The following is a 25,930-nucleotide window of genomic DNA, read 5'->3' on the forward strand; positions in this document are numbered from 1 at the left end:
CTAACAGGATCATCCAGCTACTAGTCTCCATCATTGCCTTTAACTCAATTACATATTCTAGACAATCATCATCAGGGCGTCAAGCGTTATTTTGGGGGCAACTTAATTAAATCCACTTATCACTCCAGGCATGGACAGCATCCATTACCGGCTTTAGGTCTTGTCCGCGCTCTGTCAAAGAGTAATCGACCCGGCTAGAACCTTCATAAGTATTCCGACTAACAATTTGTTCATCTTCTAATTCTTTTAACCGTTCGCACAAGACCCGGTCGCTACATTTGGTGATGCTGCTAGCAATATCCTTAAACCGCATATTACCCTTTTCAAGTAATACTTCAATAATTAGCCCATTCCATTTTTTTCCCAAAATCATAAACGTGTGGGTAAATTTTGGACATAGCTTACAGTCTTCATCAAGTGCCTTTTCTGCTACTAATTGTTCCATAAATAAATCTCCCTCTCGTCTACCAAGTTGTCCGCATCCGGCGCTTCTTAATCTTCCGACGTAACTTTGCCCGTAGCGGTCCAAAGAATTCATGCTCTGCTTCAAAGTCATCAACCAATGAAACAATCAAACTCTCTGGGTAACGAGGAACGGCCAGCGTCGCGCCAAACATATGCTTAAGGATGATATCCTTTTCCTTTTTATTTAGCGGGGTCAACTTTTCTGCATTGCGCAGTGCTACGCGAGGATGGATAAAAGCATGCGTTCCTAAGTTAAACTTGGTTGTCCGCCAGTCATAGTAAAAAAGATCATGTAATAATCCAGCTCGTGCAGTACTTCGATAATCAAGATGCATCTTCTTGGCAATTTTATAGCTATCATACGAAACCGCAATAGAATGTTGCAAGCGCGTAGAATGATGGTGCTGAGTATAATTAGCCAGTTTTTGTACAGCAGGCTGAGCTAATAGGTCAGCAACAATCGATACGTACTCCTTATCGGCGCGCCATTCATTTTTTGATTTCATGTAATACCCCTTTTCTATTTGTTGCAATTATCATACACGATTTTGCGTCGAAAATAAATTAATTTAATCTAAATTTTGATTGAGTTGAAACATTAAAATTCCAGCAGAGATTGCCACATTGAGTGATTCTGCTTCGCCACGCATCGGAATATACAGATTAGCAGTCGTCATCGACAGCAGTTCATTACTCATCCCCTGTCCTTCATTACCCATCACGAGGGCAAAGGTATCGCCAGGGGTGACAGTGCGAAAATTCTTTGCTTGCGGATTGAGTTGGGTGCCAAATACCGGCGCCCCAATCTTGTTAAAATCTGCAATCCACTTCCGTAAATCACCTTCAAACATCTGTAAATGGAATTGACTGCCTTGCATTGAACGAACAACCTTAGGGCCAAATAAATCTGCTGACCGCTCGCCAACTACAACCCCCGCAAATCCAGCTGCATCTGCTGTCCGAACCATCGTCCCGACATTACCAGGGTCTTGAACACGATCTAGAAATAACCATGCACCATTAAGCGGGGCAGACGGTAACCGATGGGCATCAGGTAAGGCAACTACTGCCGCAATCCCTTGGGGAGTTACTGTATTAGTAATATGCTTCATAATCTCTTCAGTAACTTCATAGGTGGCTCCTGCCAACCTTATGAGATCGGGATGAACTGCCAACTGATCAGCAGTCCCAATCAGTTCGATCAGCTCTATCCCCGCTTTTGCAGCTTCTTGAACGAGGTGCCAGCCGTCAAGTAAATATGTTCCTGTTTGCCGGCGAGCTTTTTTAGTCTGAAGCTTCTTCCAGTCTTTAACGTGCTGATTGTGAATAGATGTTAATTGTTCCATGTTAATTGCATACTCCTTCTTATTATTTAAATTATACCATGTTCCTGATGTACAATTGTAAGCAAGCACTATAAGTTTTTCTTAAGGAGGCAAAGATGATTAATAAACATCTTGTAATAACTGGTCGCGTCCAAGGAGTCGGCTTTCGATGGCGCGTTTATCAGCTAGCAACTCAGTTTGGTATCAGCGGAATTGTTAAAAATCAAGAAGACGGTAGTGTCTATTGTGAGCTGCAAGGGGCAGCTGATGATGTCCAGCAAATAATTAACAAAATCAAAGCAGGCCCTACTCCATATGCACGGGTCAATACTGTCAATATTACAACCGGCAAAATTAAAGATTATCAAAATTCTTTTAGAATCACCCGCTAGTTCATGATTACAGGTAGAATTCACCTTCTTAATAGAGTAAAATACGTACTATTAGCGTAAATAAAATGAACATAAGGGAGTTTGATTCATTAATATGAAACATAAAAGAATAACGGTCGCTGGAGGACTTTTTACCCTCTTACTGCTCCTTAACGGATGTGTTCGAACAACAAAGAGCGGTCGGCCATATGGTTTTGTCTATGATTATATGGCAAAACCAATGCAGCATTTGATGGAGTGGCTTGCAAGCCATATGGGAAATAACTACGGCTGGGCAATTATCGTGATTGTAGTGGTTGTTCGGACGGTCCTTTTACCCGTGATGTTTTCACAAATGAAAAAGTCAACCATCATGCAGGAAAAAATGTCTAAAGTTCAACCATTGATTAAGGAATTAACTGAAAAACAAAAAGCAGCTAAAACACCCGAAGAACAAGCAGCAGTTAGTCAACAGATGATGGCTCTTTATCGGGATAATAATATTAGCTTAACGGGGGGAATTGGTTGTTTGCCCCTATTAATTCAATTGCCGATTTTCGCCGCATTATATGCAGCGATCCGCTACTCACCAGACCTTTACCATGCAACATTCTTTGGTATTCCTCTTGGTAAACCGAGCGTCATTTTGGCAGTTTTATCCTTTATTGCTTACGCTGCGCAAAGTTATCTTGGTCTTGTTGGTGTTCCAGAGGCGCAAAAGAAACAAATGAAGATGGCAATTTGGATGAGTCCATTCATGACTTTCTTTATTTCACTTACTTCTTCTGCCGGTTTAGGACTTTACTTCTTCATCGGCGGATTATTCGCAATTTTGCAAACACTGATGGTCAATGCTTATCGACCACGAATTCGACGCCAAATTGAAGAAGAAAGCAAGAATAACCCGATCAAGATGCCGGAAGCACCAGTAATCAATCAACCTAGTCCGGCGGCAAAGCCAACAAACGCAATCGACCAATTGCGTAAAGAAGATTCAACTGCTTCTAAAAACCGCAATCGGCAACGTAATGCTGGTAAACAACATCATAAAAAATAATAATTAAGAGGCTGGAGAAATTTTCGCCAGTCTTTTTCAGTTCTGAATATTGGAATGTCTAACTGTAAAAAATAATTGCTTTGTTGAAAAGATGACTTCCCGACTGATTTTAATTTTAGGAGAATCCACATGATTAAACCAATTGTTAAAGATCAACAACTACTAGCCAAGAAGGCTGTTCCTGCAACCAAGACCGACCGGCCGATCGCGGCTGACTTAATCGATACCCTCAACGCCCATCAGACAGAATGTGTTGGCATGGCAGCAAATATGATTGGCAGCAATAAAAAGATTATCATTGCCCGCCTTGGTCCATTAAATGTTGTTATGTTTAATCCACAAATTACTGCTAAAAGCAACCCCTACCAAACTGAAGAAGGGTGCCTTTCGCTAATAGGCAAGCGACCAACAAAACGCTATCAGAAGATTACGGTTAAATTTTTTAATCAAGCATGGCAACCACAGACTCTTTTCCTAACCGACTTTGCTGCTGAAATTGTTCAGCATGAGCTTGATCATTGTAACGGAATTATAATATAAGCCAATTCACAAATTTGCTAAAATAACTATAAATGAAATAAGGATAGTAAAATCGCCGGGTTTTACGATAATTTAATTAATGCTTCTCAAACAGGCGTCCAACAAGGAGGATGGGAGCATGTTTTGTGGAGGTTTTTTTATGGACTCAACAATATCAATTACGGGAGAAGTACGGCACTATGTGATTCGGAATGTTGTTGCTACCTTGGGGATGTCGATGTACGTTATTATCGATACCTTATTTATTTCGATTGCTGCTGGAGCCTTAGGTCTAACAACCCTCAACTTGGTATTACCCCTCTTCAATGTCTTTAATGGGACGGGGCTACTACTTGGCGTTGGCGGGGCTACTATTTTTTCCCTAAATAAGGTAATGCATCCTGAACGAATACAATCCTTATTTAGCCAGCTGGTTATTTTTGCCTTTAGTCTTGGCCTTATTTTAGCAGCGCTCTTAAATATTTTCGCCACCCCCGTTGTTAATTTTCTGGGAGCCGATGATGCCACGCGTCAAATGGCAATCACCTACTTACGGATTATTGCTTGGAGTGGTCCCCTTTATATGGTTAATTATATTGCCATTAACTTTATTCGGAACGATGGTAATCCAACGCTTACAATGAAGGCAACGTTAACCGAAACTATTTCAGTTGTTATTATTGACTGGTTTTTTATCTTTGGAATGGGGTTAAAGCTTGAAGGAGCAGCTCTAGCAGTTCTCTTCTCACCAGCAATTAGCTTGTTTATTTTAAGTTTTCACCGGCATTTTGCTAAACGCCAGCTTGAATGGCACTGGGTTATTCCTCGGTTAACAAACATCTATCGTGCTGCCCGCTTGGGAACTGCCTCGGCGCTAAATGAATTAAGCACAGGAGTCAGCATATATTTCTTTAACCATGTATTATTACAGCTAGCAAATAATTACGCTGTTGCTGCTTATGGCGTTATTTCCAATATTGCCATAGTGGTTCTAGCGATTGCTAACGGGGTGGCTCTTGGTGTTCAACCCATTGCAAGTCGGGAATTCGGTAAACATGAGTACCAAAACGTTACAACGAGCTTAAAAAACGGGATTGTAATCACCCTGTTTTTAGCGGCCGTTAGTTTTATCATTTTAATTACTTTTAAGTTGCCCATCATTGAAATCTTTAACACCGCGCATTCTAGCCAGCTGGTTGCATACGCAAGTGTTGGCATGCCAATTTATTTTACAAGTGTCTTCTTTAGTGCATTAAATCTCTTATTTATCCTCTTTCTAACTGCAATCGGTTCCGCCCGAGCGTCATTCTCCCTATCAATTTTACGGGGATACATTATTCTGTTACCTGCTATTCTTCTTTTGGCTCAATTTGCTGGTATCAATGGTGTATGGGCAGCGGTTCCATTTACAGAACTTGTCATTAGCTCCATTGGTGGAATAATAATTTATCAACGACTTAAAAAATTAAATAATGTTTAAAAAGCAAAAGCTGGTGAAAAAGCAAAAATTTTTCATCAGCTTTTTTCAGATTTGAATATTATCTCAATCATCAGCCACTCTTGTGCTAACCTTGCTAAGAAGATTATTTTCCAGCTTTATTTTTACTTAATCTTTTTAGTTGCGTGATTGTAGAATATCCAAGCAACCACGCCGAAAAATACCGGTCCAAACGCGGTCCAAAATGCGGTCTGGAAATCATGATCAAGAATTGGTTGGATACAGGTAAAGATAATCCCTAAGCAAACGATTATCTCAACAAATACAACCAGAACATTAGTCCAAAAACGATTCTTAAATACCACAAAATCGTGTGGAATATTCTTTTTCTGGAATACTGGAAAGGCTCCCACTAAGAAGATATACGGTGCGCAGGTAGAAACATTGACCATATCTGTCAAAATCTGGTAAAAGCTAGCCGCCGCTGATCCCCCAAACGCAATTAGGAAGATAATGCAAGAAACGAAGATTGCTTGAATCCACATTGCGTAGGCTGGCATTCCATGCTTATTTAGTTTAACTATTTTCTCTGGCCATAGCTCAGGATTTGCTCCCATAATAAATGACTTAATTGGGGAGTAAACTAAGAGGAACATTGCGCCAAGCATGCCCATCAATCCAGCTAAGGCAATCATCCGTGTAAATAATAAACCGAGAAAAACATTGGTTGCGTGACTTAACCCCAGGGAAACTCCCATCTGATAACCAAGTTCATTAAATACAACATAGGTAACGTTACCCAGATTAACATTGGAACGAGCAATTACATGATCATAGTTGACAGAAAAGCCAGTCATTAAAATCATTAAAACGTAACTACCAATAGTTAAGAGAGCACCAATCACTAATCCACGGGGAAAAGTTTTGGCGGGATTTTTCATGCTATCAGTAACTCCACCAAGGTTTTCCATCCCCCCATAGGCAAAGATGGCATAAACAACAAATGAAATAATTGCAATTGGTGTCTTAAAAGCAGGATTAGGCGATTCAATAAAACTACTAATGCCGTGGATTGGCTGCGCAGTTACCCCCTTATTTGCAATAATCGTAATTAAACTAGCAATGATAAAGATGGCATTCATCCCAATCATAAATGCTCCCCCAAAGGAACTAATCTTGGTAATTCCATTTATTCCTTGAGAGCTTAGCAAGGTTACTAACAAAACAAAGAGAATCGCGAGAATTCCAATTAATTGATTAGAATTAAATATCCAAAAGTGCCACTGCTGAGTAGTATCATGTCCAAACAATAATGCAGATAAAGTAATCCAAAGTCGGGAAGCACTAGATACAAGCCATAAGACCCAACTTGCTAACCAAATAAAGGTTCCAATAAAAGCTAATCGCTCACCAATGGAACCTGCTAGCCATGAATAAATCCCGCCTTTAGCATCCTTAAATGCTGACCCGTATTCTGCCATCATCAGACAGCACGGAAAGAAGAAGCATACCCCTGCAAGGATATACCAAAACATCCCGGCATATGCCATTTGGTCGTAGGCAATTGAAACGTTACCAAACCCATAAATCGTTGAAATTATCATTAGCACCAGTGTTGGTGTAGTGATTAATTTTTTCTGCTCTTTCGCAGCCACTTCAATTCAACTCCTTAATAAACGTTTAATTCATTATACCGCTAATTATGAAAAGTTTACCTGATTTACTGAACAGTTAAGTAAAATTGTCTATTTAAGCTAGTAAAAAGCGATGATGAGTTCACATTATGTAAACTCACCATCGCTTAAATCAGGTTATTTTTTTGTTTCAGGATCTTCAATAATTGGCAAAATAATTCTAAATAGTGAACCAGCACCAACAGAACTCTCTAAGGTAATGGAGCCATGATAACCCTCAATTAACCGCTTAGCAATTGAAAGTCCTAACCCGTTACCACCTTTCTTACGACTACGTGCTTTATCCACGCGGTAAAACCGATCAAAAACGCGTTTAACATTTTCCGGCGAAATCCCTTCACCAAAATCTTGGACACCGATTTCAACCGTATTCATCCCCCGCGACAAGCTCAGGTGAATCTCCTTATGATCGTCAGTCGAATATTTGACTGCATTATCACAGAGAATTACTAAAACTTGTTCAAGATGGTCACGGTAAATATCAACAGTAATAGGTTCCTTAAGGTCATCATCTAAGCGGAACGTAAACTCCGGATATAGCATCTTGAAGTTGTTAAAGACTTGATGAACCACGTCATTGACAATTGTATGTTGATTGCGAAAATTAATCTCCACTTGTTCAGCCCGACTAAGGTCAAGCATTTCTTGAACCAAATTTTTCATCCGATTAGTCTCGATCAACGTTGCCTTTATTGAATCATTGAGGACTTTGGGATCATCTTTCCCCCACCGCTGGAGCATTTCTAAATGTCCTTGAATAATTGCAACCGGGGTTCGTAACTCATGACTTACATCACTAACAAACTGGGTCTGCTGGTCAATATAGCGTTGCATCCGATCCAACATTTCATTGAACATTGTCGTAAGCTCTGCTAATTCATCATTGCGCTTAAGGGTTGGCACCCGTACATCCTTTGTCGGATCAGAACTGATCTCCTTAACCGTGTCATGAATATTATCCAGTGGCCGCAATAGAAATAGTGAAAGAAAATAACCAAGCAGCCCACTTGCAATTACAACCAAGCACAGTGCCAGTGCACATACTATTTCAAGTTGATGATAACTACGTGTGTATGCATCTAGATTATTCTCAACTTGGAGATAACCAATTAATCGTCTGCTCTTTTGACCATAAATCGGCATCTGTCCAACTAAAACATCATGGGTTGGTCCCTCTGCAATATGAATATTGCGGTTAGTGGTAAAATGCGGTTTTTTGATATAGCGTCCCGTACTTAAAACATTTTTTCCATCTGGATTATAGATGTTGACTACGAGATGACCATCGCTTAACTCTTTTACCACTGGCCGACGATAGTCTTGTCCGGAAATAATCTGTGACTTGCTAGCATTCGGGTCAACTAACTGACTAATATTTTTCTTCGTCAGCGGTGCATTTAATGTTCCTAGTTGCCGACTGATATTAGTCATTCCTTGGTTTAATAGTTGCCGTTCCTGATGGAAGAGATTCTGGGTAAACGCACTAAATAAGGCCATTACAACGACAAAAAAGATGATAAGGGATCCTAATGCTGTCCCCAGTGCCCACTTAATTTTTAATGAAATAAACCGTCTTTCATCTTTTTTCTCCATAATAAATCATTCCTATGAACGGATTACATACCCTGTACCCCGCACTGTCTGAATGTAGCTCTTTTCGCCAGGGCGGTCAATCTTATTACGCAAGTACCGGATATAAACATCAACAACATTCGTCTCAACCTTCGAATCGTAACCCCAGACCTTGCTTAAGAGGTCCTTACGTGACATCACAACGTTAATATTTTCCATGAGAATCAGTAATAATTCATATTCACGCTTAGTTAAATTGATAACTTCATCGCCACGACGAACAACCCGGTTTTCCTTTTCAATCGTCAAGTCCTTGTAGTTAACCGTCGTTTGATGTTCCTTATTATTACCATCTTCAATACTGATTCGCCGCAGTAATGCCCGAACACGTGCAAGCAACTCTTCAATTGCAAATGGTTTAACAATGTAATCATCAGCCCCATGGTCCAAGCCAGATACTCGGTCAATAACTGAATCACGAGCTGTCATAATGATAATCGGAGTATCTTTTAACTCTCGAACGCGACGTGCGACTTCAATTCCGTTTAATTCCGGTAACATTAAATCAAGTAAAATAACGTCAAAGTCTTGATTTAAAGCAGCATCTAGCCCTGCACGGCCATCAAGTTCTACATCAGTATCGTATCCTTCATGCTTTAATTCAAGTTCAACAAAATTTGCTAAATTTTCCTCATCCTCAATAATTAAAATTCGACTCATTAATAATTCACCTACTATATAAACTTCTTCATTTTGATATACGTATTAATAAAACACAATAATTTTATCACAAATTTCTAATAAACCCTAGTATTCTCAACACGAAAAATATAGATTTATCAAGGAATTAGATTATATCATTTTTTATCTCCCAGTTCTTAGAAAATTTTAAAATAAAAAAACTATCCTAGGTCCGGCGCCTAAAGGATAGTTTTTTTGTTAATTAGTTGTTAGTGTTAACAACTTGCTTGCCGTCGTAGTAACCACAACTAGGGCATACCATGTGTGACTTGCGAAGTTCACCACAGTTTGGGCAAGGAGTAAGGCCAGGTACATTTAACTTAATGTGACCCCGACGCATACGCTTCTTAGTCTTTGAAGTCTTCCGTGCTGGAACAGCCATGTTTGACACCTCCTAAGAAATTAAAATTATCCACAAATGGTTTTTAACCGTCCGCTACTTTTTGTTATCCTGATCAGGAAAAAGGTTTTGCAACTTCGCGAGACGTGGATCAACTTTTTTATCTTCCTGCTTTTGGGCCTTGTAGTCATCTTCAGAGATAACATTCCACCCTTTACCAGTTGGCATTGGTTTACCAGACTTTTCTTCCGCAGAAAGGACCCGTAACGGTACCTGCTCCACAATATTCTCAGCTAAGGCTGTATCGAAATCAATTGGTTCTCCCTTCTTGATGAGAAAAACCACATCATCTTCATCCTCATAGCGAGAAAAATGTGAGCGATCATCAATATACGTCTCAGTAAACGTAAAATCGAGTGGTAGTTGAACGGGTGTTAACGAACGACTAGATGGGACAGTTAGCGTTGTTGTAACGTGTGCGCTAATCGTGGCATCCCCGTCGTCATAAGTAACGTATCCATCAACTTTAACTGGTTGAACAGCTAAAATAATATCTGGAAACAGTTTCGTTAATGATGCGTTCAGATCAAAAGTACTTTGAATATGAAGTGGTTCATCTTGATAACGATGTAATTCAGCTAACGACCATTTCACCGTACTAACCTCCTAATGCAACATGTGCAATTATACTAGTCCCCTAATAGCTTGTCAATGTTTTTTCCTTGACAAGCTATTAAGAATAACAATCTACTTAAATATTTTACCAAACTTTGCTCGCCACGTTAATTAATAATCACTGGGGGGTGTTTCAAATCTTGTTCTATTGATGTAAATGATTGATAGAGCTTTCCTGCGCGATAATCTAGGTTAAGCAGGCTATCACGAAGGCCTTGATCTACTTTAGTAATTAATGGTATCTCTACTTGTTTTTTTACCTGGTGCAAGTATTCGCGTCCCCGCTGATTAAACGCTAAAACATGCAGGTAAGGTGATTGCGTGTGCATTTGCACCTCTTTTTGACTAACCTGAAGCAAAGTATACAAACTAACCCGTAATAAATGAGCATATGTGTAGCGCTTTGTCTTGGTATATTTCATAAAGGCGGCAAAGTCTAAACTTCGCTGGGCAGCCTCTTTCATCCGATACTCTAATCCTTCGGCCATTAAATATGTCGATTGCAGGTAAGATATCGGGGCTTGAATTAATTGATTGCGTAATAACGGGTATAAAGATTGCCAGGACGGCACTGCTTTTACCTGAGCTAATGAATCAGCCATCGTTTGTGGTACTGCTTGGCGATATAAATCATTATTGGCAACTAGAGCATCACGAATCGCACTTGCGCTTGCAATCTTACCAGTAATCGTATTGTCGTGGTAGTTACTCCCCTGTCGTTGGATGGGAATCAACTCAAAAGGATAGTCATTCTGCATTGTTGCTTTTGTATAAGCAAAGGCAAGAATATCGTTGGGATCAACAAGGGTGACCCCCGTCTGCGCTTTTAATTGTTGATTGAACTGGGTAGCGTAAGTCGCATTGTATTTATTGAAGCTCTCTTGATTAAATAACTCCTCTGCTTTAACTAGCCGTTGAAAATTCCATTGTGGATGTTCAGCACCAAAGACAATTGACTGCACCCCTAGCGAGGATAATAATCGTAGCGCCCCCGCAGCAAAGCGGTGAGCAGGCTGAACTGCATAAAAAAGCGGGAGTTCAACCACTAAGTCCACCCCATTAGCAACGGCCGCTGCTGCCCGTGACCATTTGTCAACAATTGTAGGCTCACCGCGTTGAGTAAAGTTGCCACTCATCACCGCAACTGTTACGTCAGCTCCCGTTATTTCTTGTGCCTGCTGGAGATGGTAGCGGTGACCATTATGGAAAGGATTGTACTCAACGACAAGGCCAACTGCTTTCATTTTATTGTCTCCTTATTTTTGACATCGAAAAAACCAACGAGTTGGGTTGCCCGACTTCATTTCAGTTGAAAAGTCTGATCCCACGCTCAGAGAATTAAAACCGGCATGCTTTAACATTTGTTTTAACAGCGATAATTCATACGCTCGTTCGTAATGGGTCTCTCCAACCCGATCATAGCGGCCATCTGTTCCCTGCGTGAAAAATGTTAGTTCATGAATAGCACCATGATCTACCTCATCATTAGCAAAACTTTGCCACATAAATGCACGCTGGTGGTCCTCATCTTCGTAATTATACATATAGCCTGGATAAACTTCATCGGTTTGATATGGTGTGATCACATCAAATAAAAATACCCCATCGCTTTTTAAATGTTCAGCAATTTCATTAAATGTTTGCTGAACTTCTGCTGGTCCAGCTAAATAGCAAAATGAGTCCGCATAACAAGTAATAGCATCGTATTGGGGAAGGACACTAAGATCTCGCATATCGGTTTGAATCAGTTGTAAGGAAACATCTGCTTCAGTCGCGTGTTGGTCAGCTAAACTCAGCATTTCAGCCGAAAAATCGGCGACCGTTAATTCAAGGCCATCTTGAGCCAGCATTACTGCTAAACGACCACTTCCGCCCGCTAAGTCAAGGATTTTTTTATCTTGAGCTTGAAGATTTTCAAGAGTAAATTTCTCCCAATTACGGTACATTTCAGGATCAAATAACTGATCATATAACTGAGCAAAACTCTGATAGATCATTATTCATTAACCCAATCATTAACATTAACTAGTGGTGCATCTGCCCATAGTTTTTCAAGATTATAGAATTGACGCGTTTCTTCACGGAAGATATGTACAACAACATCACCTAAGTCTACTAGAACCCATTGCGCGTGATTCTTTCCTTCAACGCTACCAATCTTAAGATTTTCTTCATGGGCTTTTTCAACAATAGCATTAGTGATGGCTTGAACTTGGCGATCAGACCCCCCAGTCATAATCACGAAATAATCAGCCATTGGACTGATCTCGTCAACTTTAAGGGCAACAATGTCTTCTGCGCGCCGACCATCGGCAGCTTTTACAACCATTTCTAATAATTTTTTACTATCCATTAATCGATCTCTCCTTCATATTGTGGAACCCATGCATTATACGTATCAATAGTTTTGGGATAAACGGTCTTACCATTAGCAACTAAATAGTTTAGCGTATGCTTTGTTTGATAGGCAACACCAGCTTGAAGATTGGTCGCGGTAATTAGCCGTGCTTTTTTTACTCCGGCAAAGTCACGTCCCGGTTCAATATAATCAGCCATATAAATAACTTGCTCAAGCTTAGTCATAACCGGTGCGCCTGTGGTATGGTGGCGAACCGCGTTTAGTATATCTTCATCCCAAATGTTAAGTTCATCTTTGATTAGCTCCGCACCGACAATTCCATGCCAAATAGCATTTCCATAATTAAGCAATTCAGGATCAAGCCTCTTTTGCTTAATTTCATTAATAAAGTCACTGTCGGGCCGTTGCTTAGCATAGTCATGAACCAAGCCCGCAATGCTTGCTTTTTCAACATTAACCCCGTTTTTTATTGCCAGGTCAATTGCAGTTGCTTCAACCCGTAAGACATGGTGGAAACGTTTATCTTTCAATTCCTTTTTTAATCGCTCGATAAGCTCTAATCGGGTCATTGAAATATATTTTTTGGTGTATACTATTTCTTCACTCACGATATAATTGATGCTCCTCAATAAATTCCCGCACTGCGTCTGGCACCATATACTTAATTGATTGGTCGTTCTTAATCCGTTGCCTAATATTAGTCGAGCTAAAGTCGACCGTTGGAACGTCAACCCAGATTACGGGATACTTAGTCTCATTTTTTGCTCCTTGCCGGTGAATACCGACAAAGTGAAAGCGTGGCAAACGAATTAAATCGGCAATCCGGTACCATTTTTCAAGATAATCAACCATATCCCCGCCAATAATAAAGTAATACTCAGTATCGGGATGCTTATCAAGCAGTTCCTTAATGGTATCGTAGGTATAACTGACGCCACCACGTGCTAGTTCGGCCTGTTCAATACCTAAAAAGGGATTGTCAGCTATCGCCAGTTGCAACATTTGAAGCCGTAACTGCGGGTCAATGGAAGACTTATGATCCACATGCGGAGGTTTTGCATCGGGGAGGAAGTCAACCCGATCAAGACTTAAAGCATGACCAACCTGATCGGCAAAAAATAAGTGCGCATTATGAATAGGGTTAAACGTTCCCCCATAAAGGCCGATTCGTTTATGGTGATTGTGTGGGTTTGTTTGCAATTGAGCTTGCGTTTGTACCTTGTCTATTACACTACAGCTTTGCACAATGTCACTCCCGCTTCATTTAGATTTCTGCAACTCGTGACGATAATTCACGAGCATCTTTATTTGCTGAAACCTTAAATAATACTAAAACTCGACCAATAACTTGAACAACCTGAATTGAAGTCTTCTCTTCAATTAATTGGCGGACCTCATCAGTTGTTACATCAGAGTTCTGGAGAATACTAACTTTGATTAATTCACGACGGTCAAGCGCCCCATCTAACTGAGCAAGCCAGTTATCCGTTAATCCTTCCTTGCCAACAGAAAATAGTGGTTGTAAATGATTAGCTTGTGCACGCAAAAATCGCTTTTGTTTTCCTCTTAATTGCATAAATATTTCCTTTCAAATATTAAAAAATCAAACCATTGCTCGTCGAACTAAGGCACCAACGCCCTTCGGTACCCAGGCTGCAACTGTTGTCTTTGCTGGTACTGTAATCCAACCGAGTCCTTCAAAAACAACATCACTTTTCTCATTAATATGAAATTCGTATCGTTCAAGGGGCGGAAAATCATCTTTTTCATCTGCCGTTGGTGGTGTTAATAAGTCACCTAAGTGCTTAGCATAAAAACTATCCGCGTTACTTAGTTTTGTTCGATGAATCGGAAGGTTGTTATCAAAATATGCGACCATTCCAACTCTTTGGCCGTGCAGATAATCGAATCGGGCAACTCCACCAAGAAATAACGTCTGCCCATCATTCAACTGGTATGTCTTAGGCTTGATTTCCTTTTGGGGAGCTACAATCTTCAGATCCTTCGGTGATAATACATGGGCCATTTGCTCTTGATGGATGATCCCCGGAGTATCGACTAAAATATGACCATCATCTAATGGAATTTCGATCTTATCAAGCGTCGTCCCTGGAAACCGTGAGGTCGTAATTAATTCCTTTACTCCTGTCCGCTGCTTAATAATTTGATTAATTAATGTTGACTTGCCGACATTTGTTACCCCGACAACATACACATCACGGTCATGACGGTATTTTTCAATCACATCGAGTAAGTGGTCAATTTGGTGGTTCTTTTTAGCTGAAACAAGAACTGTATCAATTGGTCGTAACCCCGCTAAATTAGCTTGTTGACGAATCCAATCTCGCAGCTTAGGACGGCGAAGTGATCGTGGAAGCAAATCTTCTTTGTTGCCAACTAGTAATACTGGATTATCACCAACAAACCGGTGCAATCCGGGGATAAGGCTCCCATTAAAATCAAAGATGTCGACAACATAAACGATTAAGGCATGAGCATCCCGAATTTGGTTTAATAACCGTAAGAAATCATCATCAGTTAACGAAACAGGGGCAATTTCATTGTAATGGCGCAAGCGGAAGCAGCGCTGACAATATAACTCCCCTGTCTCCTTGCCCTTCTCTAAAGCAGACTTAGGCGTATAGCCTAAACCATTTGGATTATCAGTCTGGATAATGCTTCCACAGCCGATACAGCGTAATTCCTCATTTTGTTGTTCTTGTTCAGTCATTCAAATCCTCCTGCCATTTTAAATCTGGGTATTTTTTTAGTAATTGTTTCCAAACACGCCGTTCAAAGAAACGATTAATCCGCGTATCCCATTTATCAGTATTCAATAATGGGCGCACCAAAATACTACGAATACCGGCTTGATTAGCTGCCGCAACATCTGTTAACAGCTGGTCGCCCACCATTACTACCTCATTCTTGGTTAGGCCAAGCTTTTTTCGTGCACGATCAATTCCAAAGCTTAATGGTTTTAATGAGCGAGAAACAAATGGTAAGTCCAAACTATCTACTGCTTTGGCTACCCGTTCCTTACTATTATTAGAAATAACGATTAATGGAATATTAGCCTCATGTAAAGCCTTCATCCATTTCTTTAATTCTGGAGTTCCATTAGGGTTGTTCCAAGCAATCAAAGTATTGTCAAGGTCGCTAAAAACAGCCCGAATCCCCTGCTCTTTTAATTGGGCAGGTGAAACAGAATAGATTGTATTGACCATCCATGTTGGTTTAAATATCTCTAGCAAAGCTGCACCTCATCAAAATTTTATTATAATCGGTTACCCCCGACTAAATGTTCTAGTATTTAATTATATCCTGTGTCTTAACAGGAACGCAACTAAAAAAAGACCACTCATCATGCATACGCACCACAAGCGGTCAAATAGTATTTAGGCTTAGTTAAGAGCTTTCTTAGCTTCGTCAACGAGTGCCTTAAATGCATCAGCATCGTTAACAGCTAAATCAGCCAACATCTTCCGGTTAATATCGATGTTAGCAAGCTTTAAACCGTGCATTAACTTACTGTAACTAATATCATTCATACGTGCAGCAGCGTTAATCCGTGCAATCCAGAGTTCACGGAACTTACGCTTGTTGACCTTACGATCACGGAAAGCGTAAGTGTAACTCTTCATTACTTGGTCTTTAGCAGTCTTAAAAAGACGGTGCTTTGAACCACGGTAACCCTTTGCTAACTTCATAATGCGCTTGCGACGTGCACGCGTAACAGTTCCACCTTTAACTCGCATGTTGAAATCCTCCTACGTATCTTAAATAGTTATTTTTCTGAAGTTTACTTAAATGGTAATAACTTCTTGTAACGCTTTACGTTGGTCTTGTCCATCATGCTCAAACCACGTAATTGACGACGTTGCTTCTTAGTCTTACCGTGGAAACGGTGACTGGTAAATGAGTTACCACTCTTGAAACCACCATTAGCTGTACGCTTAAAACGCTTTGCAGCAGCACGGTTACTCTTCATCTTTGGCATAACTAATTCCTACCTTCTTAAATTAATTTTTTGCTTTATCAGCAGCTGGGGCAAGAGTCAAGAAAATACTCCGCCCTTCCATCTTCGGACGTTGGACAACAGTGGCAATGTCTGAAGTTTCTTCAGCCATTCGTTCAATCATGTCACGACCGATATCCTTATGTGTGATAGCACGACCACGGAAACGTAGTGAAATCCGCACCTTGTCACCCTTTTCGATAAACTTACGAACACGCTTTAATTTAACATTAAAGTCGTTGGTATCGATTGATGGACTAAGGCGAATTTCCTTAACCGTTATCGTCTTTTGCTTCTTACGAGCTTCACGCTCTTTCTTTTGCATCTCGAAACGGTACTTCCCGTAATCCATAATGCGGGCAACAGCTGGGCGTGCCTTAGGTGCAACTAATACTAGGTCAAGGTTAGCCTCTTCTGCTAACTGTAGTGCTTCTCGCTTAGACTTAATGCCTAATTGTTCACCGTTTTGACCGATTAACCGCACTTCACGTGCACGAATACCGTTATTGACAATCATATCTTGTGCTATGGCAACGCACCTCCAATTTTTTTAGCGAAAGATCAAGCAAAAAAGCGAGGCACAAATGTACCCCGCTTCATAATAATGACTATATAGTAATAGTTCTAATCATCATTCATCTCGTCAGCCCGGCGATCGATATCACCTAGGCGAGAAGCGGGTGCTTCTGCTTTTTCTTTCAACGTTTACTAGCTTACTAAATAACCAATTTAATGTCAAGGAGTTTATCCCTTTTCCCGCAAGTTTTTCCCTTCCATTTCAATTTCACGAGATAAGAACTTAATTCGTTCCATTATTCTTGCGGCTTTTAACGGCTCATTATCTCCCTGAGAGTTTATTGCAAGATGATTGTCCTGCAACTCGTTCATTGAGAAATTAGAACTAAAGAAAGTCGGCAATTCTTCTTGCATTCGATACTCTAAAATAACGCCAAGAATATCATCACGTACCCAGGTCGACATTGCGCTGGCACCAATGTCATCCAGCATTAATACCGGTGCCCGTTTGATAGCATCTAATTTTTGACCTGTGCTATTCTGCTTAATCGAATTTCGCATCTCAACGGCAAAGCTAGGGAAGTGAACCATTGTCGTTGCTACTCCTTTGGCCTTAGCTAACTCATTAGCAATGGCGCCAAGCAGGTATGTTTTACCAACACCGAATTTTCCGTAAAGATATAAGCCAGGCTGAAACTGGTCTTTATGATAATTATCAGTAAAATCCATTGCCGCCTGAATTGCCCTTGTTCGTGTATCGGTCTGGGTGTCCTCATTTAAATAGTAATCATCATAAGATGCATTTTTTATAAATTTTGGCATGTTAATTGAACTTACCAGTCGCTGAATATGACGTTGGCGTTGTTGTTCTATTAATTGTTTTGTCGGAACATAGGTAACATCAATCTGCCCAGCACTAATTATTAGCTGGGGAGAATATCCAGGAGCTACGGTCGGCACACCCTTTTTGATCAGCTGCTTTTCGTGGAAAAATTCGTAAAGTTTTGATTCTCCCCGTTTTATTGCTTCTTTACTAAGGCGATCACGATTATTGTTTAAAAAAGTTTGAACATCTTTATCTGCATAAACTTGATTCATAGTCTGCTGAATATTACCAGCAATATTTTGCCCACGCATTAGTTCTTGCAGAGTTTTATTAAGTGATTGCATCGTTGCCGCCTCCTTTTTATTGTTTTTTCTTACGATTGGCAATCCGCTCGCGGAGCTTAGTAATTTCTTGCGAGGAAGCTTTCTTCATCAGCTCGCTTTCCTTTTTCTTGCTCCATTCCGGCATTGGCTCATTAATTGTTTTCCGCCAATTCTTTTTCTTTGCTACTGGCTGCTTTTTCTTTTCTTGCGATTGCTTGTTAAAGTTTTTCAACTGAATGAGGGCTTGGCTCCCCGTTACAATCCCGTTACGGAGCCAATTATTTGCAATGGCATCGACAAAATTAGCACTCAGGGTAGAATTGCCACGGTCGCCAATGACGTACCACGTTAAAATATTAATTGCATCTCGTTGCAGTTTGTCTTCTTCGACTAACCGAGTCAAGATATGGCGCTCACCCGAAGTCACATAACCACCAATCTGCGCTTTTAAGTCTTGGAGAAACTCGATTGGTGCATATTCCTTAGCCGTATTTAAAAGTTGGCGGTCCTTGCTTGTCAATTGACCATCAGCTTTATCGACTGGTGGATTGTCTTTTTCTGCTACTTTTGCTGGTTGCGTGTAGACCACATTATAAGTCGAGGCAACAATGCGTTTAAATTTTTGCGAATCAAAATGATTGTCTTTAAGATTGATTGAACGTAAAATCAATTTTTTCATTGTTGGTTCATCAATTCCGTATAATTGGTGTTCAACAAGAATCAATTCACGATTATGCTCCAAGTCAGTACTGACAATTGGCTGGTTGGCAAGTAAACTCATCAACGTCGACCAATCAAAATCATCAGCCATATCAGTAGTTAATGACGGTTGCTTTTCGACTGATGTCTGTTTACGAGCATTCGCAATGGCCTCGGGGGTGGTTGTAATAGATCGTGAATTAACATGAAATTCATCAAAAAAATGGTGACTAATATTCGTTAAGACGGTATTAGTAGATACCAATTTAAATTGCCGGCTCTGGGCAACCAACTGATCAAAAGCATTTTCACCGATTTCTTCAAGCAAAAGGATGCTTAATAAATTGTCAGCAATAAATTTCTCCGGCGAGAGCGTTGATTGTAATTCATAGACATAAACATCCCCAACCTCATCATGTTGAAAATAGGTTTGAACTAAGCCAACAGCCTCTAACCGATGCAATGCCTCTATAACTTGACGGCCGCCAGTATTAAGCTGTGCTAACAACTCACTTTGCATCACTCGGCTGGCCAGCGTGGGGCGTGATCGCAACCGGGCCTTTAAAGCATAAAAAAGACTAAAGGCAACCGGCCCAAGGATTGGCTGATAAAATGCCGCAAATGTTTGATCGTTAAACTCAATAAATGATGGACTAGCAGTAACAACATACCCTGCTTGTGGGTCAAGAGTTGTTGCAACAGTCATTTTACAGCCCCCTCTTTTTATTTTTTATGTTCCGCCTTTACCATTGATTCAAGCTCATTCATAAAAGCATCGACATCTTTGAATTGGCGGTAAACACTCGCAAAACGAATATAAGCAATTTCATCAACGTTTTTTAATTCATTCATCACAAATTTACCGATAATTTGACTTGAAACTTCGCTTTCCCCAATACTACGAACTTGTTTCTCAACTTTATCTGTAATTTTTGTTAAACGTTCCATGCTGACAGGTCGTTTTTCAGCAGATCTGACAATTCCATTTAAGATCTTTTGGCGACTGAACTCCTGTCTTGTCCCGTCCTTTTTTATTACAAGTAAAGGTGTTTCCTCGTACCGTTCAAAGGTTGTAAAACGAAAGCCACAATGAATACACTCACGACGACGACGAATAAAGCTGCCATCTTCGCTTGGCCGGCTATCGACAACTCGTGACCCGTTTTTGTGACAATGCGGACAGCGCAATGCGTCCCCCTCCTTTTTAGTATAAGTACTTTATTTTATCATATTTTACTTGCTTTTTAGCTGATTTATTAAGGATGCAACCTGTTTTTGCAAGGCAACCTGATCGCCATCGTTATTAATTTGATAGTCAGCACGCGCTATTTTGGTTGTTAACGGCATCTGGGCAGCAATTCGTGCTCGTGCCGCCTTTTCAGAAGAATGATCACGAGCCATTAACCGCTCAAGCTGAATTTGCGGAGTCGTATAAACAACCACCACCTGATCACATTCTTCATCATAATGTTGTTCAAACAAGAGTGGAACATCAAGCACTATTAATGGAATTTGTTGTTTTTTTAAGGCTGTTACCTGGGCAAAAATCTCATCCCAGATCAATGGTTGAAGAATGTCATTAAGTTTTTGTCGGGCTTGTTGGTCATTAAAAACAATCTTAGCTAAAGCTGGACGATTGAGGTCCCCAGTCGGTAAAAGAACATCTGGACCGAATGCTTTTACGATCCGTGTAAGACCGATAGAATCAGGCATTTGAACTCGGCGGGCAACTTGGTCCGCATCAATAACCGGAATTCCGGCTTGTCGTAAGATTGTACTAACCGTTGTCTTTCCAGTTGCAATCCCACCAGTTAAACCAATTATTTTTGTCATTTTCCTATTCCTTTAGCGGTTGACAATGAGGACAGAAGGTGGTGCCACGTTCGGCAACCTTGATTTTTACTAACTTTGTTCCACACCGCGGACATTCTTCACCAGCATGACCATATGCATTCAACCGGTCTTGAAAGGCTCCCGCATTTCCAAAGGCATTAGTAAAGCTATGAACCGTGGTCCCCTTATACTTAATTGCAGTTGCCAGTTCGCTAATAATATTCTTGCGTAAAGCAGCAACTTCTTCATCAGTCAAGGTATTAGCTGGCTGCTCAGGATTTATGCCAGTCATCCATAAAACCTCATCCACGTAGATATTACCCAAACCTGCCACGTGGCGTTGGTTAAGTAAGAACGGCTTGATCTTTCCACGGCTTTTTCTTAATTCATTCTTAAAGAAATCAAGCGTAAATGTTGCCGCAGTCGGTTCTGGACCAATGGTCTTTAAACCGCCAACAGTCATTTCCTGTCCAGTTCTTACTAAAGTCATCCGCCCAAACTTACGGGTATCTTGGTAACAAAGCTCAGTGCCATCCGTAAATTCAAATACAACATGAGTATGCTTATCAACTGAGCTGCCAACTGGCTGGTTATAATACTTTCCTTCCATTCGCAAATGCGAAACCATTGTTAGATTATTAGTAAAGCGGAAAAGTAAATATTTCCCGCGCCGATCAACTTTTTCAATCGTCTGGCCAATCAATGCCTGACGAAATTCTTCGACATCGTTAGTAATCGTTTTCCCATAGTAGACATCAATCGCATTAATCTTTCGTCCAGCAGCAATTTTCATTAAGCCGCGACGGACAGTTTCAACTTCTGGTAGTTCTGGCATCTGACCGCCTCCTACTTCTTTAAGTCATACCATGTGTCACCGTACTTGCTATCCACTTTCAACGGGACATCAAGCTTGACGGCTGAATCCATTACTTTCGGGACCAGCTCAGACAATACTGGTATTTCTTCTTTTGGTGCTTCAAAAACTAATTCATCATGGATCTGCAAGAGCATTTTGGCCTTTAAATGCCGTTTTACTAGTTCATCTTGCATCCGAATCATTGCGATTTTAATAATATCAGCCGCGCTTCCCTGAATTGGCGTATTCATTGCCGTTCTTTCTGCAAATGACCGTTTACTAAAACTTTTCGCATGAATATCCGGCAGGTACCGACGCCGGTGGGTAATTGTCTCAACATACCCGTTCTTTCTAGCAAACTCAATCGTATCATTGATATATTTTTTAACTCCCGGAAATTCGTGGAAGTAATTTTGAATAAACTCATGCGCTTCTGCCCGGCTCACATGAATCCGTTGCGCAAGACCGTAATCACTAATTCCATAGACGATTCCAAAATTAACTGCCTTTGCCCGGCGCCGCATATTACGGTCAATCTCGGCATCCGGTCCAAGATGGAATATCCGGCGGGCGGTACTTGCATGGATATCCTCACCATTTTTAAAGTCTTCTTGAAGGTTCTTATCCCCAGTAATATGGGCGAGAACTCGTAATTCAACCTGTGAATAATCCGATGAAAAGATTTGCCATCCTTCATGACTTGGCACAAATGCCTTACGGATCAACCGCCCCTCTGGTAACCGAACCGGAATATTCTGAAGATTAGGGTCAACAGATGATAACCGTCCCGTCTGTGTCAAGGTTTGCAAGTAGCGAGTATGAATCTTCTGATCACTAGAATGAATCACTTTCAATAAGCCCGTAATATAAGTAGATTGAAGTTTGGCAATTTGGCGGTATTCCAGAATCTGTTCTACAATCGGGGACTTATCTGCTAATTTTTCTAATACATCGACCGCCGTCGAATAGCCGGTCTTGGTCTTTTTGATAACCGGCAGCTTAAGCTTTTCAAACAGGATGTGTCCTAACTGTTTGGTCGAATTAATATTGAATTCTTCTCCCGCTTCTTGGTAGATCTGACTCTCAATTTCCGATAGGCGTTCTGTCAACTTGCTGCCCATATCTTTAAGCGTCTGTGCATCAACACGGATTCCGGTAATCTCCATCTTAGCGAGGACCCGTGCTAATGGCAATTCAATTTCCGTATAAAGGGGCATCTGCTCATTTTCATTAAGTTTGGCAAAAAGATTTGTTCGCAAGTTTTCAATCGCACGAGCCTTATTAGCAAGATGACTGAAGAAGACTTCATCGTCATCCGGTACCGCCCGTTTTGCCCCCTTGCCATAAACTTCTTCATCTGTCTGCACATCATCATAATCATGCTCATGGGCAACTTGACCAAGGTCATTACTATTATCGTTAGTATTAAGGAGATAGGAGGCAAGCAAGAGATCAAAATCAATGTTTTCGAGGTTAATCCCTAATCGATGAAGACCAATAATTTGGGCTTTAGCATTAAAAACATTCTTTTTAATTTTCGTGCTTGTTAACAGCTCCTTCAATGGTGCTTCTTTAAGCAGGTCCATCTCCCGACTAGCAAACCAGTGCCCATCTTTACCAACCACAAAGCCGGCAAATGGTGAAGTATGATAATTAGCTTCTGGCATCTCAAGATAGAAACTCACTTCATCTCTTAATTGGTTTAATTCGTTTAAATTAGCCTTTGTTAAAACCGTATATTCAACTGGCGCAACCTGGGCATCATCTTCTTCACCAGCTACATCAGCGTCCATCTTTTTCAAGAATGATTTAAAGTCCATTTGTTGGTAAAACTTAATTAATTCATCATTTTGCGGACCTGTATATGTCAAATCGGCTAAATCAATCTTAATCGGAGCATCCTGCAGAATCGTCGCTAACGTCTTACATTCTCGAGCGATCGCTTCATCTTCAATCAGGTGCTCTTTCATCTTGCTCTTCTTTAATTCATCAATCCGGTCATATAGCTCTTCAACAGAACCAAATTGCTTTACCAGCTTTAATGCTGTCTTTTCACCAATCTTTGTAACCCCTGGATAATTATCTGATGAATCACCCATTAATGCCTTCATATCAATAATCTGGCGTGTCGTAATCCCTAATTTTTCTTCAACATGAGCTGGGGTGTAGTGCTCAGTATCAGTAACCCCCTTATGGGTAACAGCAACTGTCGTATGTTCGCTCGCTAACTGGGTCAAGTCGCGGTCACCAGTTACAATCAAAGTCTTGTAACCTGCATTGTCAGCCTGCTTAGCTAACGTCCCAATAATGTCGTCTGCTTCGTAATTAGCCAACTCATAGCTATGTAATCCCGAATCTTTAATTAATTCCCGCACATAAGGAATTTGTTCTGTTAACTCATTAGGCGTTTTATTTCGACCGCCCTTGTATTCGTCATACATCTTTGTCCGAAACGTTACTTTCCCCGCATCAAATGCTACGAGGGCTGCGTCTGGCTTAAAGTTTTGTAAGACATGATCAAGCATGAGCTTAAATCCATAGATAGCTGCTGTGTGCAAGCCGTCCTTATTTGTAAATTTATCCATCTGATTATGCATTGCAAAAAATGCTCGGAAAACAATGCTATTTCCGTCAATTAATAGTAATTGTTTTGTCATTTAATTCCCGCCCTTCTATCGCTAATAGTAATTGTACCAAAGAATGCCGCAATGGTTTAGTTACTTGACTAAAGATTAAGCTATAATTATAAATAAATGCCATTATCTTGGAAGTGAACTTTATGGATAAGTTAATTAATTATCAAAAACCAGCCGAAGCACGCTTATTTGCCCTCCTGCTTACTTTTAGCGGCGGCTTTATTGATGCATTTACATACATTAAGTGTGGACGAACCATGGCTGCTGCCCAAACCGGTAATATTATTTTCCTTAGTGCCGCGCTAGCAAATCATAATTTTCTCGGCGTTGTCGACCGTTTAGGATCATTAATCGCCTTTATTATCGGGCTTGCAATGGTTAGCATCCTCCATGCACATTTAAAAACAGATTACTGGCGGGTTGTATGCCTCCTGCCGATTTTGATCGTTGGCGCCATTATCGGCTTACTTCCTGATGATTTTCCAGATTATATTATGGTGCCTGCGGTGTCATTTGGACTAGCAATGCAAAGTGCTGCTTTTAGTAAGATTGAAGGCCTAGGTTATAACAGTGTCTTCACTAGCGGAAGTGTTAAAAAAGCTGCTGTTGCTTGGAGTGAATATTATTTTCACCATGACCGGACCCAACGAACTGTTGCCCTCAACTACTTTACAATTGTGGTCTGTTTTACTATTGGGGCAATTATTTCTGCCCAGCTTCTGCCATTTTTCCGGATGAAAACTATCTGGATTGCTACTTTCTTAATCTTAGTCACTGATAGCTCGTATTACCTACAGTTATTCAAAAGTAAACAACGCCGAATAAAATAAGCGACCAAGCCCAAAGCCTGATCGCTTATTTTATTTAGTTACGGTCACTCATTCCAAAGATTTGGAGAAGTGAGATAAATAGGTTTACGAAGTCTAAGTACAATTGCAATGCACCTAAGACTGCTAAACCGGTGACAGAAACTTGATCCCCATAGTTAATGTAAATTTGCTTCATCTTTTGAGCATCCCATCCGGTCAAAACCGTAAAGATAATAACGGCAATGAAAGAGAAGATGTAAGCAATAGCAGGACTTTGCAAGAACATATTGATCAAGTAAGCGATCATCAATGCTACCAAGGCAGCCATTGCGTGAGCACCAAACTTACTCAAATCACGCTTAGTAAACGTCCCGTATAATGCCATTGTTACAAATACTGCTGCCGAAGATACAAAGGCAGAAGCAATACTTGCACCAGAGTATACGCCTGCAATAATTGCAAACTCAACCCCGTATATTACCGCTACCAGCATTAACATAATAAAACTACCAACGGGATTACGGGTAGCGCTAAAACTAACTCCCATCGATAAGGCAATCGGTAAGAGTAAAATAATCCAGACCATTGCTGGGTGGGCACTAAAGAATCCAAAGACCGCGGCTCGGAAAACACCCATGGTCAAGTAAGCACTAAAAGCTGATACAAGAACAGCAAGCGTCATATTACCGTACATCCGGGTCAAGAAACTATTCAAGCCAGCCGCATCGGTAACAACCCGCCGTCCTGGCTCTTGAGAAAAGTTATTCATCAAGACTCCCTCTTTCTATATTTAGTTTGACTTTATTTGACTATTACAAAAATGGTAGCAAATGCTACCATTCCAATCAAGTAAATCTT

General features: G+C 40.6%; 31 protein-coding genes and 2 other annotated features (1 of these 33 running past the window's edge). Of the genes, 5 read left to right on the top strand and 26 right to left on the bottom strand.

Features of this window, described 5'->3' with window-relative positions:
- Nucleotides 1-43: a binding site (T-box leader), on the bottom strand (it extends 161 nt beyond the left edge of the window).
- A gap of 63 nt (nucleotides 44-106) precedes the next feature.
- The 3 genes from DTK66_RS08700 to DTK66_RS08710 form a co-directional block, all read right to left on the bottom strand.
- A complete protein-coding gene (locus tag DTK66_RS08700; protein WP_153930891.1) occupies nucleotides 107-445 on the bottom strand; it encodes a winged helix-turn-helix transcriptional regulator in 339 nt (112 codons plus the stop codon).
- Between the two features lie 19 nt (nucleotides 446-464).
- A complete protein-coding gene (locus DTK66_RS08705) occupies nucleotides 465-971 on the bottom strand; it encodes an HD domain-containing protein (protein ID WP_153930890.1) in 507 nt (168 codons plus the stop codon).
- Nucleotides 972-1,034: 63 nt separating this feature from the next.
- Nucleotides 1,035-1,811 carry a TrmH family RNA methyltransferase gene (locus DTK66_RS08710; RefSeq protein ID WP_153930889.1) on the bottom strand — a complete coding sequence of 259 codons (777 nt, stop codon included), beginning with the start codon at nucleotides 1,809-1,811 and terminating at the stop codon, nucleotides 1,035-1,037.
- A gap of 95 nt (nucleotides 1,812-1,906) precedes the next feature.
- On the opposite strand from DTK66_RS08710, the gene DTK66_RS08715 reads away from it, so the two are divergent.
- The 4 genes from DTK66_RS08715 to DTK66_RS08730 all read left to right on the top strand — a co-directional run bounded on the left by DTK66_RS08715 (nucleotide 1,907) and on the right by DTK66_RS08730 (nucleotide 5,217).
- The gene (locus DTK66_RS08715; RefSeq protein WP_153930888.1) at nucleotides 1,907-2,182 is read left to right on the top strand and encodes an acylphosphatase; all 276 of its coding nucleotides are present in this window, start codon (nucleotides 1,907-1,909) and stop codon (nucleotides 2,180-2,182) included.
- A 94-nt stretch (nucleotides 2,183-2,276) separates the two neighbouring features.
- On the top strand, nucleotides 2,277-3,218 hold the full coding sequence (gene yidC, locus DTK66_RS08720; RefSeq protein WP_191668424.1) for a membrane protein insertase YidC: 942 nt from the start codon (nucleotides 2,277-2,279) through the stop codon (nucleotides 3,216-3,218).
- A 129-nt stretch (nucleotides 3,219-3,347) separates the two neighbouring features.
- Nucleotides 3,348-3,758 (top strand): peptide deformylase, encoded by a 411-nt coding sequence (locus DTK66_RS08725; RefSeq protein WP_191668425.1) that lies wholly within the window; start codon nucleotides 3,348-3,350, stop codon nucleotides 3,756-3,758.
- A gap of 139 nt (nucleotides 3,759-3,897) precedes the next feature.
- Nucleotides 3,898-5,217, top strand: a complete 1,320-nt coding sequence (locus DTK66_RS08730) for an MATE family efflux transporter (protein ID WP_497006447.1) — start codon at nucleotides 3,898-3,900, stop codon at nucleotides 5,215-5,217.
- A 122-nt stretch (nucleotides 5,218-5,339) separates the two neighbouring features.
- On the opposite strand, the gene yjeM is transcribed toward DTK66_RS08730, so the two are convergent.
- From yjeM to polA, 22 genes are all read right to left on the bottom strand, one after another.
- Nucleotides 5,340-6,830, bottom strand: coding sequence for a glutamate/gamma-aminobutyrate family transporter YjeM (gene yjeM, locus DTK66_RS08735; RefSeq protein ID WP_191668426.1), 1,491 nt, complete (start codon nucleotides 6,828-6,830; stop codon nucleotides 5,340-5,342).
- A gap of 156 nt (nucleotides 6,831-6,986) precedes the next feature.
- A complete protein-coding gene (locus DTK66_RS08740; RefSeq protein WP_153931046.1) occupies nucleotides 6,987-8,462 on the bottom strand; it encodes a HAMP domain-containing sensor histidine kinase in 1,476 nt (491 codons plus the stop codon).
- Nucleotides 8,463-8,474: 12 nt separating this feature from the next.
- Nucleotides 8,475-9,161: a response regulator transcription factor gene (locus DTK66_RS08745; protein ID WP_153931047.1), complete on the bottom strand. Its 687-nt coding sequence runs from the start codon at nucleotides 9,159-9,161 to the stop codon at nucleotides 8,475-8,477.
- A gap of 223 nt (nucleotides 9,162-9,384) precedes the next feature.
- Nucleotides 9,385-9,564, bottom strand: a complete 180-nt coding sequence (gene rpmF / locus DTK66_RS08750; RefSeq protein ID WP_003664092.1) for a 50S ribosomal protein L32 — start codon at nucleotides 9,562-9,564, stop codon at nucleotides 9,385-9,387.
- Nucleotides 9,565-9,618: 54 nt separating this feature from the next.
- Nucleotides 9,619-10,176, bottom strand: a complete 558-nt coding sequence (locus DTK66_RS08755; protein WP_191668427.1) for a YceD family protein — start codon at nucleotides 10,174-10,176, stop codon at nucleotides 9,619-9,621.
- A gap of 128 nt (nucleotides 10,177-10,304) precedes the next feature.
- Nucleotides 10,305-11,441: a nucleotidyltransferase gene (locus DTK66_RS08760; protein WP_191668428.1), complete on the bottom strand. Its 1,137-nt coding sequence runs from the start codon at nucleotides 11,439-11,441 to the stop codon at nucleotides 10,305-10,307.
- A gap of 12 nt (nucleotides 11,442-11,453) precedes the next feature.
- The gene (locus DTK66_RS08765) at nucleotides 11,454-12,194 is read right to left on the bottom strand and encodes a class I SAM-dependent DNA methyltransferase (RefSeq protein ID WP_191668429.1); all 741 of its coding nucleotides are present in this window, start codon (nucleotides 12,192-12,194) and stop codon (nucleotides 11,454-11,456) included.
- Nucleotides 12,194-12,550, bottom strand: coding sequence for a ribosome silencing factor (gene rsfS, locus DTK66_RS08770; protein WP_153931050.1), 357 nt, complete (start codon nucleotides 12,548-12,550; stop codon nucleotides 12,194-12,196). Before rsfS ends, DTK66_RS08765 begins: the two co-directional genes overlap by 1 nt.
- A complete protein-coding gene (yqeK, locus tag DTK66_RS08775; RefSeq protein WP_191668430.1) occupies nucleotides 12,550-13,164 on the bottom strand; it encodes a bis(5'-nucleosyl)-tetraphosphatase (symmetrical) YqeK in 615 nt (204 codons plus the stop codon). The genes rsfS and yqeK overlap by 1 nt, the downstream gene beginning before the upstream one ends.
- Nucleotides 13,157-13,801 carry a nicotinate-nucleotide adenylyltransferase gene (locus DTK66_RS08780; protein WP_191668431.1) on the bottom strand — a complete coding sequence of 215 codons (645 nt, stop codon included), beginning with the start codon at nucleotides 13,799-13,801 and terminating at the stop codon, nucleotides 13,157-13,159. Before DTK66_RS08780 ends, yqeK begins: the two co-directional genes overlap by 8 nt.
- Before the next feature lie 19 nt (nucleotides 13,802-13,820).
- Nucleotides 13,821-14,132: a ribosome assembly RNA-binding protein YhbY gene (yhbY, locus tag DTK66_RS08785; protein WP_153931051.1), complete on the bottom strand. Its 312-nt coding sequence runs from the start codon at nucleotides 14,130-14,132 to the stop codon at nucleotides 13,821-13,823.
- A gap of 27 nt (nucleotides 14,133-14,159) precedes the next feature.
- Nucleotides 14,160-15,287, bottom strand: coding sequence for a ribosome biogenesis GTPase YqeH (yqeH, locus tag DTK66_RS08790; protein ID WP_191668432.1), 1,128 nt, complete (start codon nucleotides 15,285-15,287; stop codon nucleotides 14,160-14,162).
- Nucleotides 15,280-15,810 (bottom strand): YqeG family HAD IIIA-type phosphatase, encoded by a 531-nt coding sequence (locus DTK66_RS08795; protein WP_153931053.1) that lies wholly within the window; start codon nucleotides 15,808-15,810, stop codon nucleotides 15,280-15,282. The genes yqeH and DTK66_RS08795 overlap by 8 nt, the downstream gene beginning before the upstream one ends.
- 150 nt (nucleotides 15,811-15,960) lie before the next feature.
- Entirely contained in the window at nucleotides 15,961-16,314 is a 354-nt protein-coding gene (gene rplT, locus DTK66_RS08800) for a 50S ribosomal protein L20 (RefSeq protein WP_076459319.1), read from the bottom strand.
- Between the two features lie 44 nt (nucleotides 16,315-16,358).
- On the bottom strand, nucleotides 16,359-16,556 hold the full coding sequence (rpmI, locus tag DTK66_RS08805) for a 50S ribosomal protein L35 (RefSeq protein ID WP_003664106.1): 198 nt from the start codon (nucleotides 16,554-16,556) through the stop codon (nucleotides 16,359-16,361).
- Between the two features lie 22 nt (nucleotides 16,557-16,578).
- The gene (infC, locus tag DTK66_RS08810; RefSeq protein WP_003668486.1) at nucleotides 16,579-17,091 is read right to left on the bottom strand and encodes a translation initiation factor IF-3; all 513 of its coding nucleotides are present in this window, start codon (nucleotides 17,089-17,091) and stop codon (nucleotides 16,579-16,581) included.
- Between the two features lie 42 nt (nucleotides 17,092-17,133).
- Nucleotides 17,134-17,272, bottom strand: a sequence feature (ribosomal protein L20 leader region).
- Nucleotides 17,273-17,318: 46 nt separating this feature from the next.
- On the bottom strand, nucleotides 17,319-18,260 hold the full coding sequence (gene dnaI, locus DTK66_RS08815; RefSeq protein WP_191668433.1) for a primosomal protein DnaI: 942 nt from the start codon (nucleotides 18,258-18,260) through the stop codon (nucleotides 17,319-17,321).
- A gap of 16 nt (nucleotides 18,261-18,276) precedes the next feature.
- Nucleotides 18,277-19,644 (bottom strand): replication initiation and membrane attachment family protein, encoded by a 1,368-nt coding sequence (locus DTK66_RS08820; protein ID WP_153931055.1) that lies wholly within the window; start codon nucleotides 19,642-19,644, stop codon nucleotides 18,277-18,279.
- A gap of 17 nt (nucleotides 19,645-19,661) precedes the next feature.
- Nucleotides 19,662-20,126, bottom strand: coding sequence for a transcriptional regulator NrdR (gene nrdR / locus DTK66_RS08825; protein WP_153931056.1), 465 nt, complete (start codon nucleotides 20,124-20,126; stop codon nucleotides 19,662-19,664).
- Nucleotides 20,127-20,171: 45 nt separating this feature from the next.
- Nucleotides 20,172-20,771: a dephospho-CoA kinase gene (gene coaE / locus DTK66_RS08830; RefSeq protein WP_191668434.1), complete on the bottom strand. Its 600-nt coding sequence runs from the start codon at nucleotides 20,769-20,771 to the stop codon at nucleotides 20,172-20,174.
- 4 nt (nucleotides 20,772-20,775) lie between these two features.
- Nucleotides 20,776-21,606, bottom strand: a complete 831-nt coding sequence (mutM, locus tag DTK66_RS08835) for a DNA-formamidopyrimidine glycosylase (protein ID WP_191668435.1) — start codon at nucleotides 21,604-21,606, stop codon at nucleotides 20,776-20,778.
- Between the two features lie 11 nt (nucleotides 21,607-21,617).
- Nucleotides 21,618-24,284, bottom strand: a complete 2,667-nt coding sequence (gene polA / locus DTK66_RS08840; protein ID WP_191668436.1) for a DNA polymerase I — start codon at nucleotides 24,282-24,284, stop codon at nucleotides 21,618-21,620.
- A gap of 122 nt (nucleotides 24,285-24,406) precedes the next feature.
- Here polA and DTK66_RS08845 point away from each other — a divergent pair, with 122 nt between their 5' ends.
- Nucleotides 24,407-25,093: a YoaK family protein gene (locus tag DTK66_RS08845; protein WP_153931060.1), complete on the top strand. Its 687-nt coding sequence runs from the start codon at nucleotides 24,407-24,409 to the stop codon at nucleotides 25,091-25,093.
- A 34-nt stretch (nucleotides 25,094-25,127) separates the two neighbouring features.
- Here the strand turns inward: DTK66_RS08845 and DTK66_RS08850 are convergent, their stop codons facing one another.
- Nucleotides 25,128-25,841, bottom strand: coding sequence for a Bax inhibitor-1/YccA family protein (locus DTK66_RS08850; protein ID WP_153931061.1), 714 nt, complete (start codon nucleotides 25,839-25,841; stop codon nucleotides 25,128-25,130).
- Nucleotides 25,842-25,930: the final 89 nt, after the last annotated feature.

Source organism: Limosilactobacillus walteri (genome assembly GCF_014830205.1).
GTDB lineage: Bacteria > Bacillota > Bacilli > Lactobacillales > Lactobacillaceae > Limosilactobacillus > Limosilactobacillus walteri.

Bases quoted from the DNA above. Each gene is read 5' to 3' on its own strand.
- infC (WP_003668486.1), bottom strand. From the start codon at position 17,091: ATGATTGTCAATAACGGTATTCGTGCACGTGAAGTGCGGTTAATCGGT.
- DTK66_RS08700 (WP_153930891.1), bottom strand. From the start codon at position 445: ATGGAACAATTAGTAGCAGAAAAGGCACTTGATGAAGACTGTAAGCTA.
- rplT (WP_076459319.1), bottom strand. From the start codon at position 16,314: ATGCGAGTTAAAGGTGGAACTGTTACGCGTGCACGTCGCAAGCGCATT.
- DTK66_RS08740 (WP_153931046.1), bottom strand. From the start codon at position 8,462: ATGGAGAAAAAAGATGAAAGACGGTTTATTTCATTAAAAATTAAGTGG.
- dnaI (WP_191668433.1), bottom strand. From the start codon at position 18,260: ATGCAATCACTTAATAAAACTCTGCAAGAACTAATGCGTGGGCAAAAT.
- DTK66_RS08715 (WP_153930888.1), top strand. From the start codon at position 1,907: ATGATTAATAAACATCTTGTAATAACTGGTCGCGTCCAAGGAGTCGGC.
- DTK66_RS08845 (WP_153931060.1), top strand. From the start codon at position 24,407: ATGGATAAGTTAATTAATTATCAAAAACCAGCCGAAGCACGCTTATTT.
- yqeH (WP_191668432.1), bottom strand. From the start codon at position 15,287: ATGACTGAACAAGAACAACAAAATGAGGAATTACGCTGTATCGGCTGT.
- mutM (WP_191668435.1), bottom strand. From the start codon at position 21,606: ATGCCAGAACTACCAGAAGTTGAAACTGTCCGTCGCGGCTTAATGAAA.
- DTK66_RS08850 (WP_153931061.1), bottom strand. From the start codon at position 25,841: ATGAATAACTTTTCTCAAGAGCCAGGACGGCGGGTTGTTACCGATGCG.
- DTK66_RS08765 (WP_191668429.1), bottom strand. From the start codon at position 12,194: ATGATCTATCAGAGTTTTGCTCAGTTATATGATCAGTTATTTGATCCT.
- rpmI (WP_003664106.1), bottom strand. From the start codon at position 16,556: ATGCCAAAGATGAAGAGTAACCGTGCTGCTGCAAAGCGTTTTAAGCGT.
- rpmF (WP_003664092.1), bottom strand. From the start codon at position 9,564: ATGGCTGTTCCAGCACGGAAGACTTCAAAGACTAAGAAGCGTATGCGT.
- DTK66_RS08705 (WP_153930890.1), bottom strand. From the start codon at position 971: ATGAAATCAAAAAATGAATGGCGCGCCGATAAGGAGTACGTATCGATT.
- DTK66_RS08730 (WP_497006447.1), top strand. From the start codon at position 3,898: ATGGACTCAACAATATCAATTACGGGAGAAGTACGGCACTATGTGATT.
- DTK66_RS08820 (WP_153931055.1), bottom strand. From the start codon at position 19,644: ATGACTGTTGCAACAACTCTTGACCCACAAGCAGGGTATGTTGTTACT.
- DTK66_RS08760 (WP_191668428.1), bottom strand. From the start codon at position 11,441: ATGAAAGCAGTTGGCCTTGTCGTTGAGTACAATCCTTTCCATAATGGT.
- DTK66_RS08745 (WP_153931047.1), bottom strand. From the start codon at position 9,161: ATGAGTCGAATTTTAATTATTGAGGATGAGGAAAATTTAGCAAATTTT.
- DTK66_RS08710 (WP_153930889.1), bottom strand. From the start codon at position 1,811: ATGGAACAATTAACATCTATTCACAATCAGCACGTTAAAGACTGGAAG.
- yidC (WP_191668424.1), top strand. From the start codon at position 2,277: ATGAAACATAAAAGAATAACGGTCGCTGGAGGACTTTTTACCCTCTTA.
- rsfS (WP_153931050.1), bottom strand. From the start codon at position 12,550: ATGGATAGTAAAAAATTATTAGAAATGGTTGTAAAAGCTGCCGATGGT.
- DTK66_RS08725 (WP_191668425.1), top strand. From the start codon at position 3,348: ATGATTAAACCAATTGTTAAAGATCAACAACTACTAGCCAAGAAGGCT.
- coaE (WP_191668434.1), bottom strand. From the start codon at position 20,771: ATGACAAAAATAATTGGTTTAACTGGTGGGATTGCAACTGGAAAGACA.
- polA (WP_191668436.1), bottom strand. From the start codon at position 24,284: ATGACAAAACAATTACTATTAATTGACGGAAATAGCATTGTTTTCCGA.
- yhbY (WP_153931051.1), bottom strand. From the start codon at position 14,132: ATGCAATTAAGAGGAAAACAAAAGCGATTTTTGCGTGCACAAGCTAAT.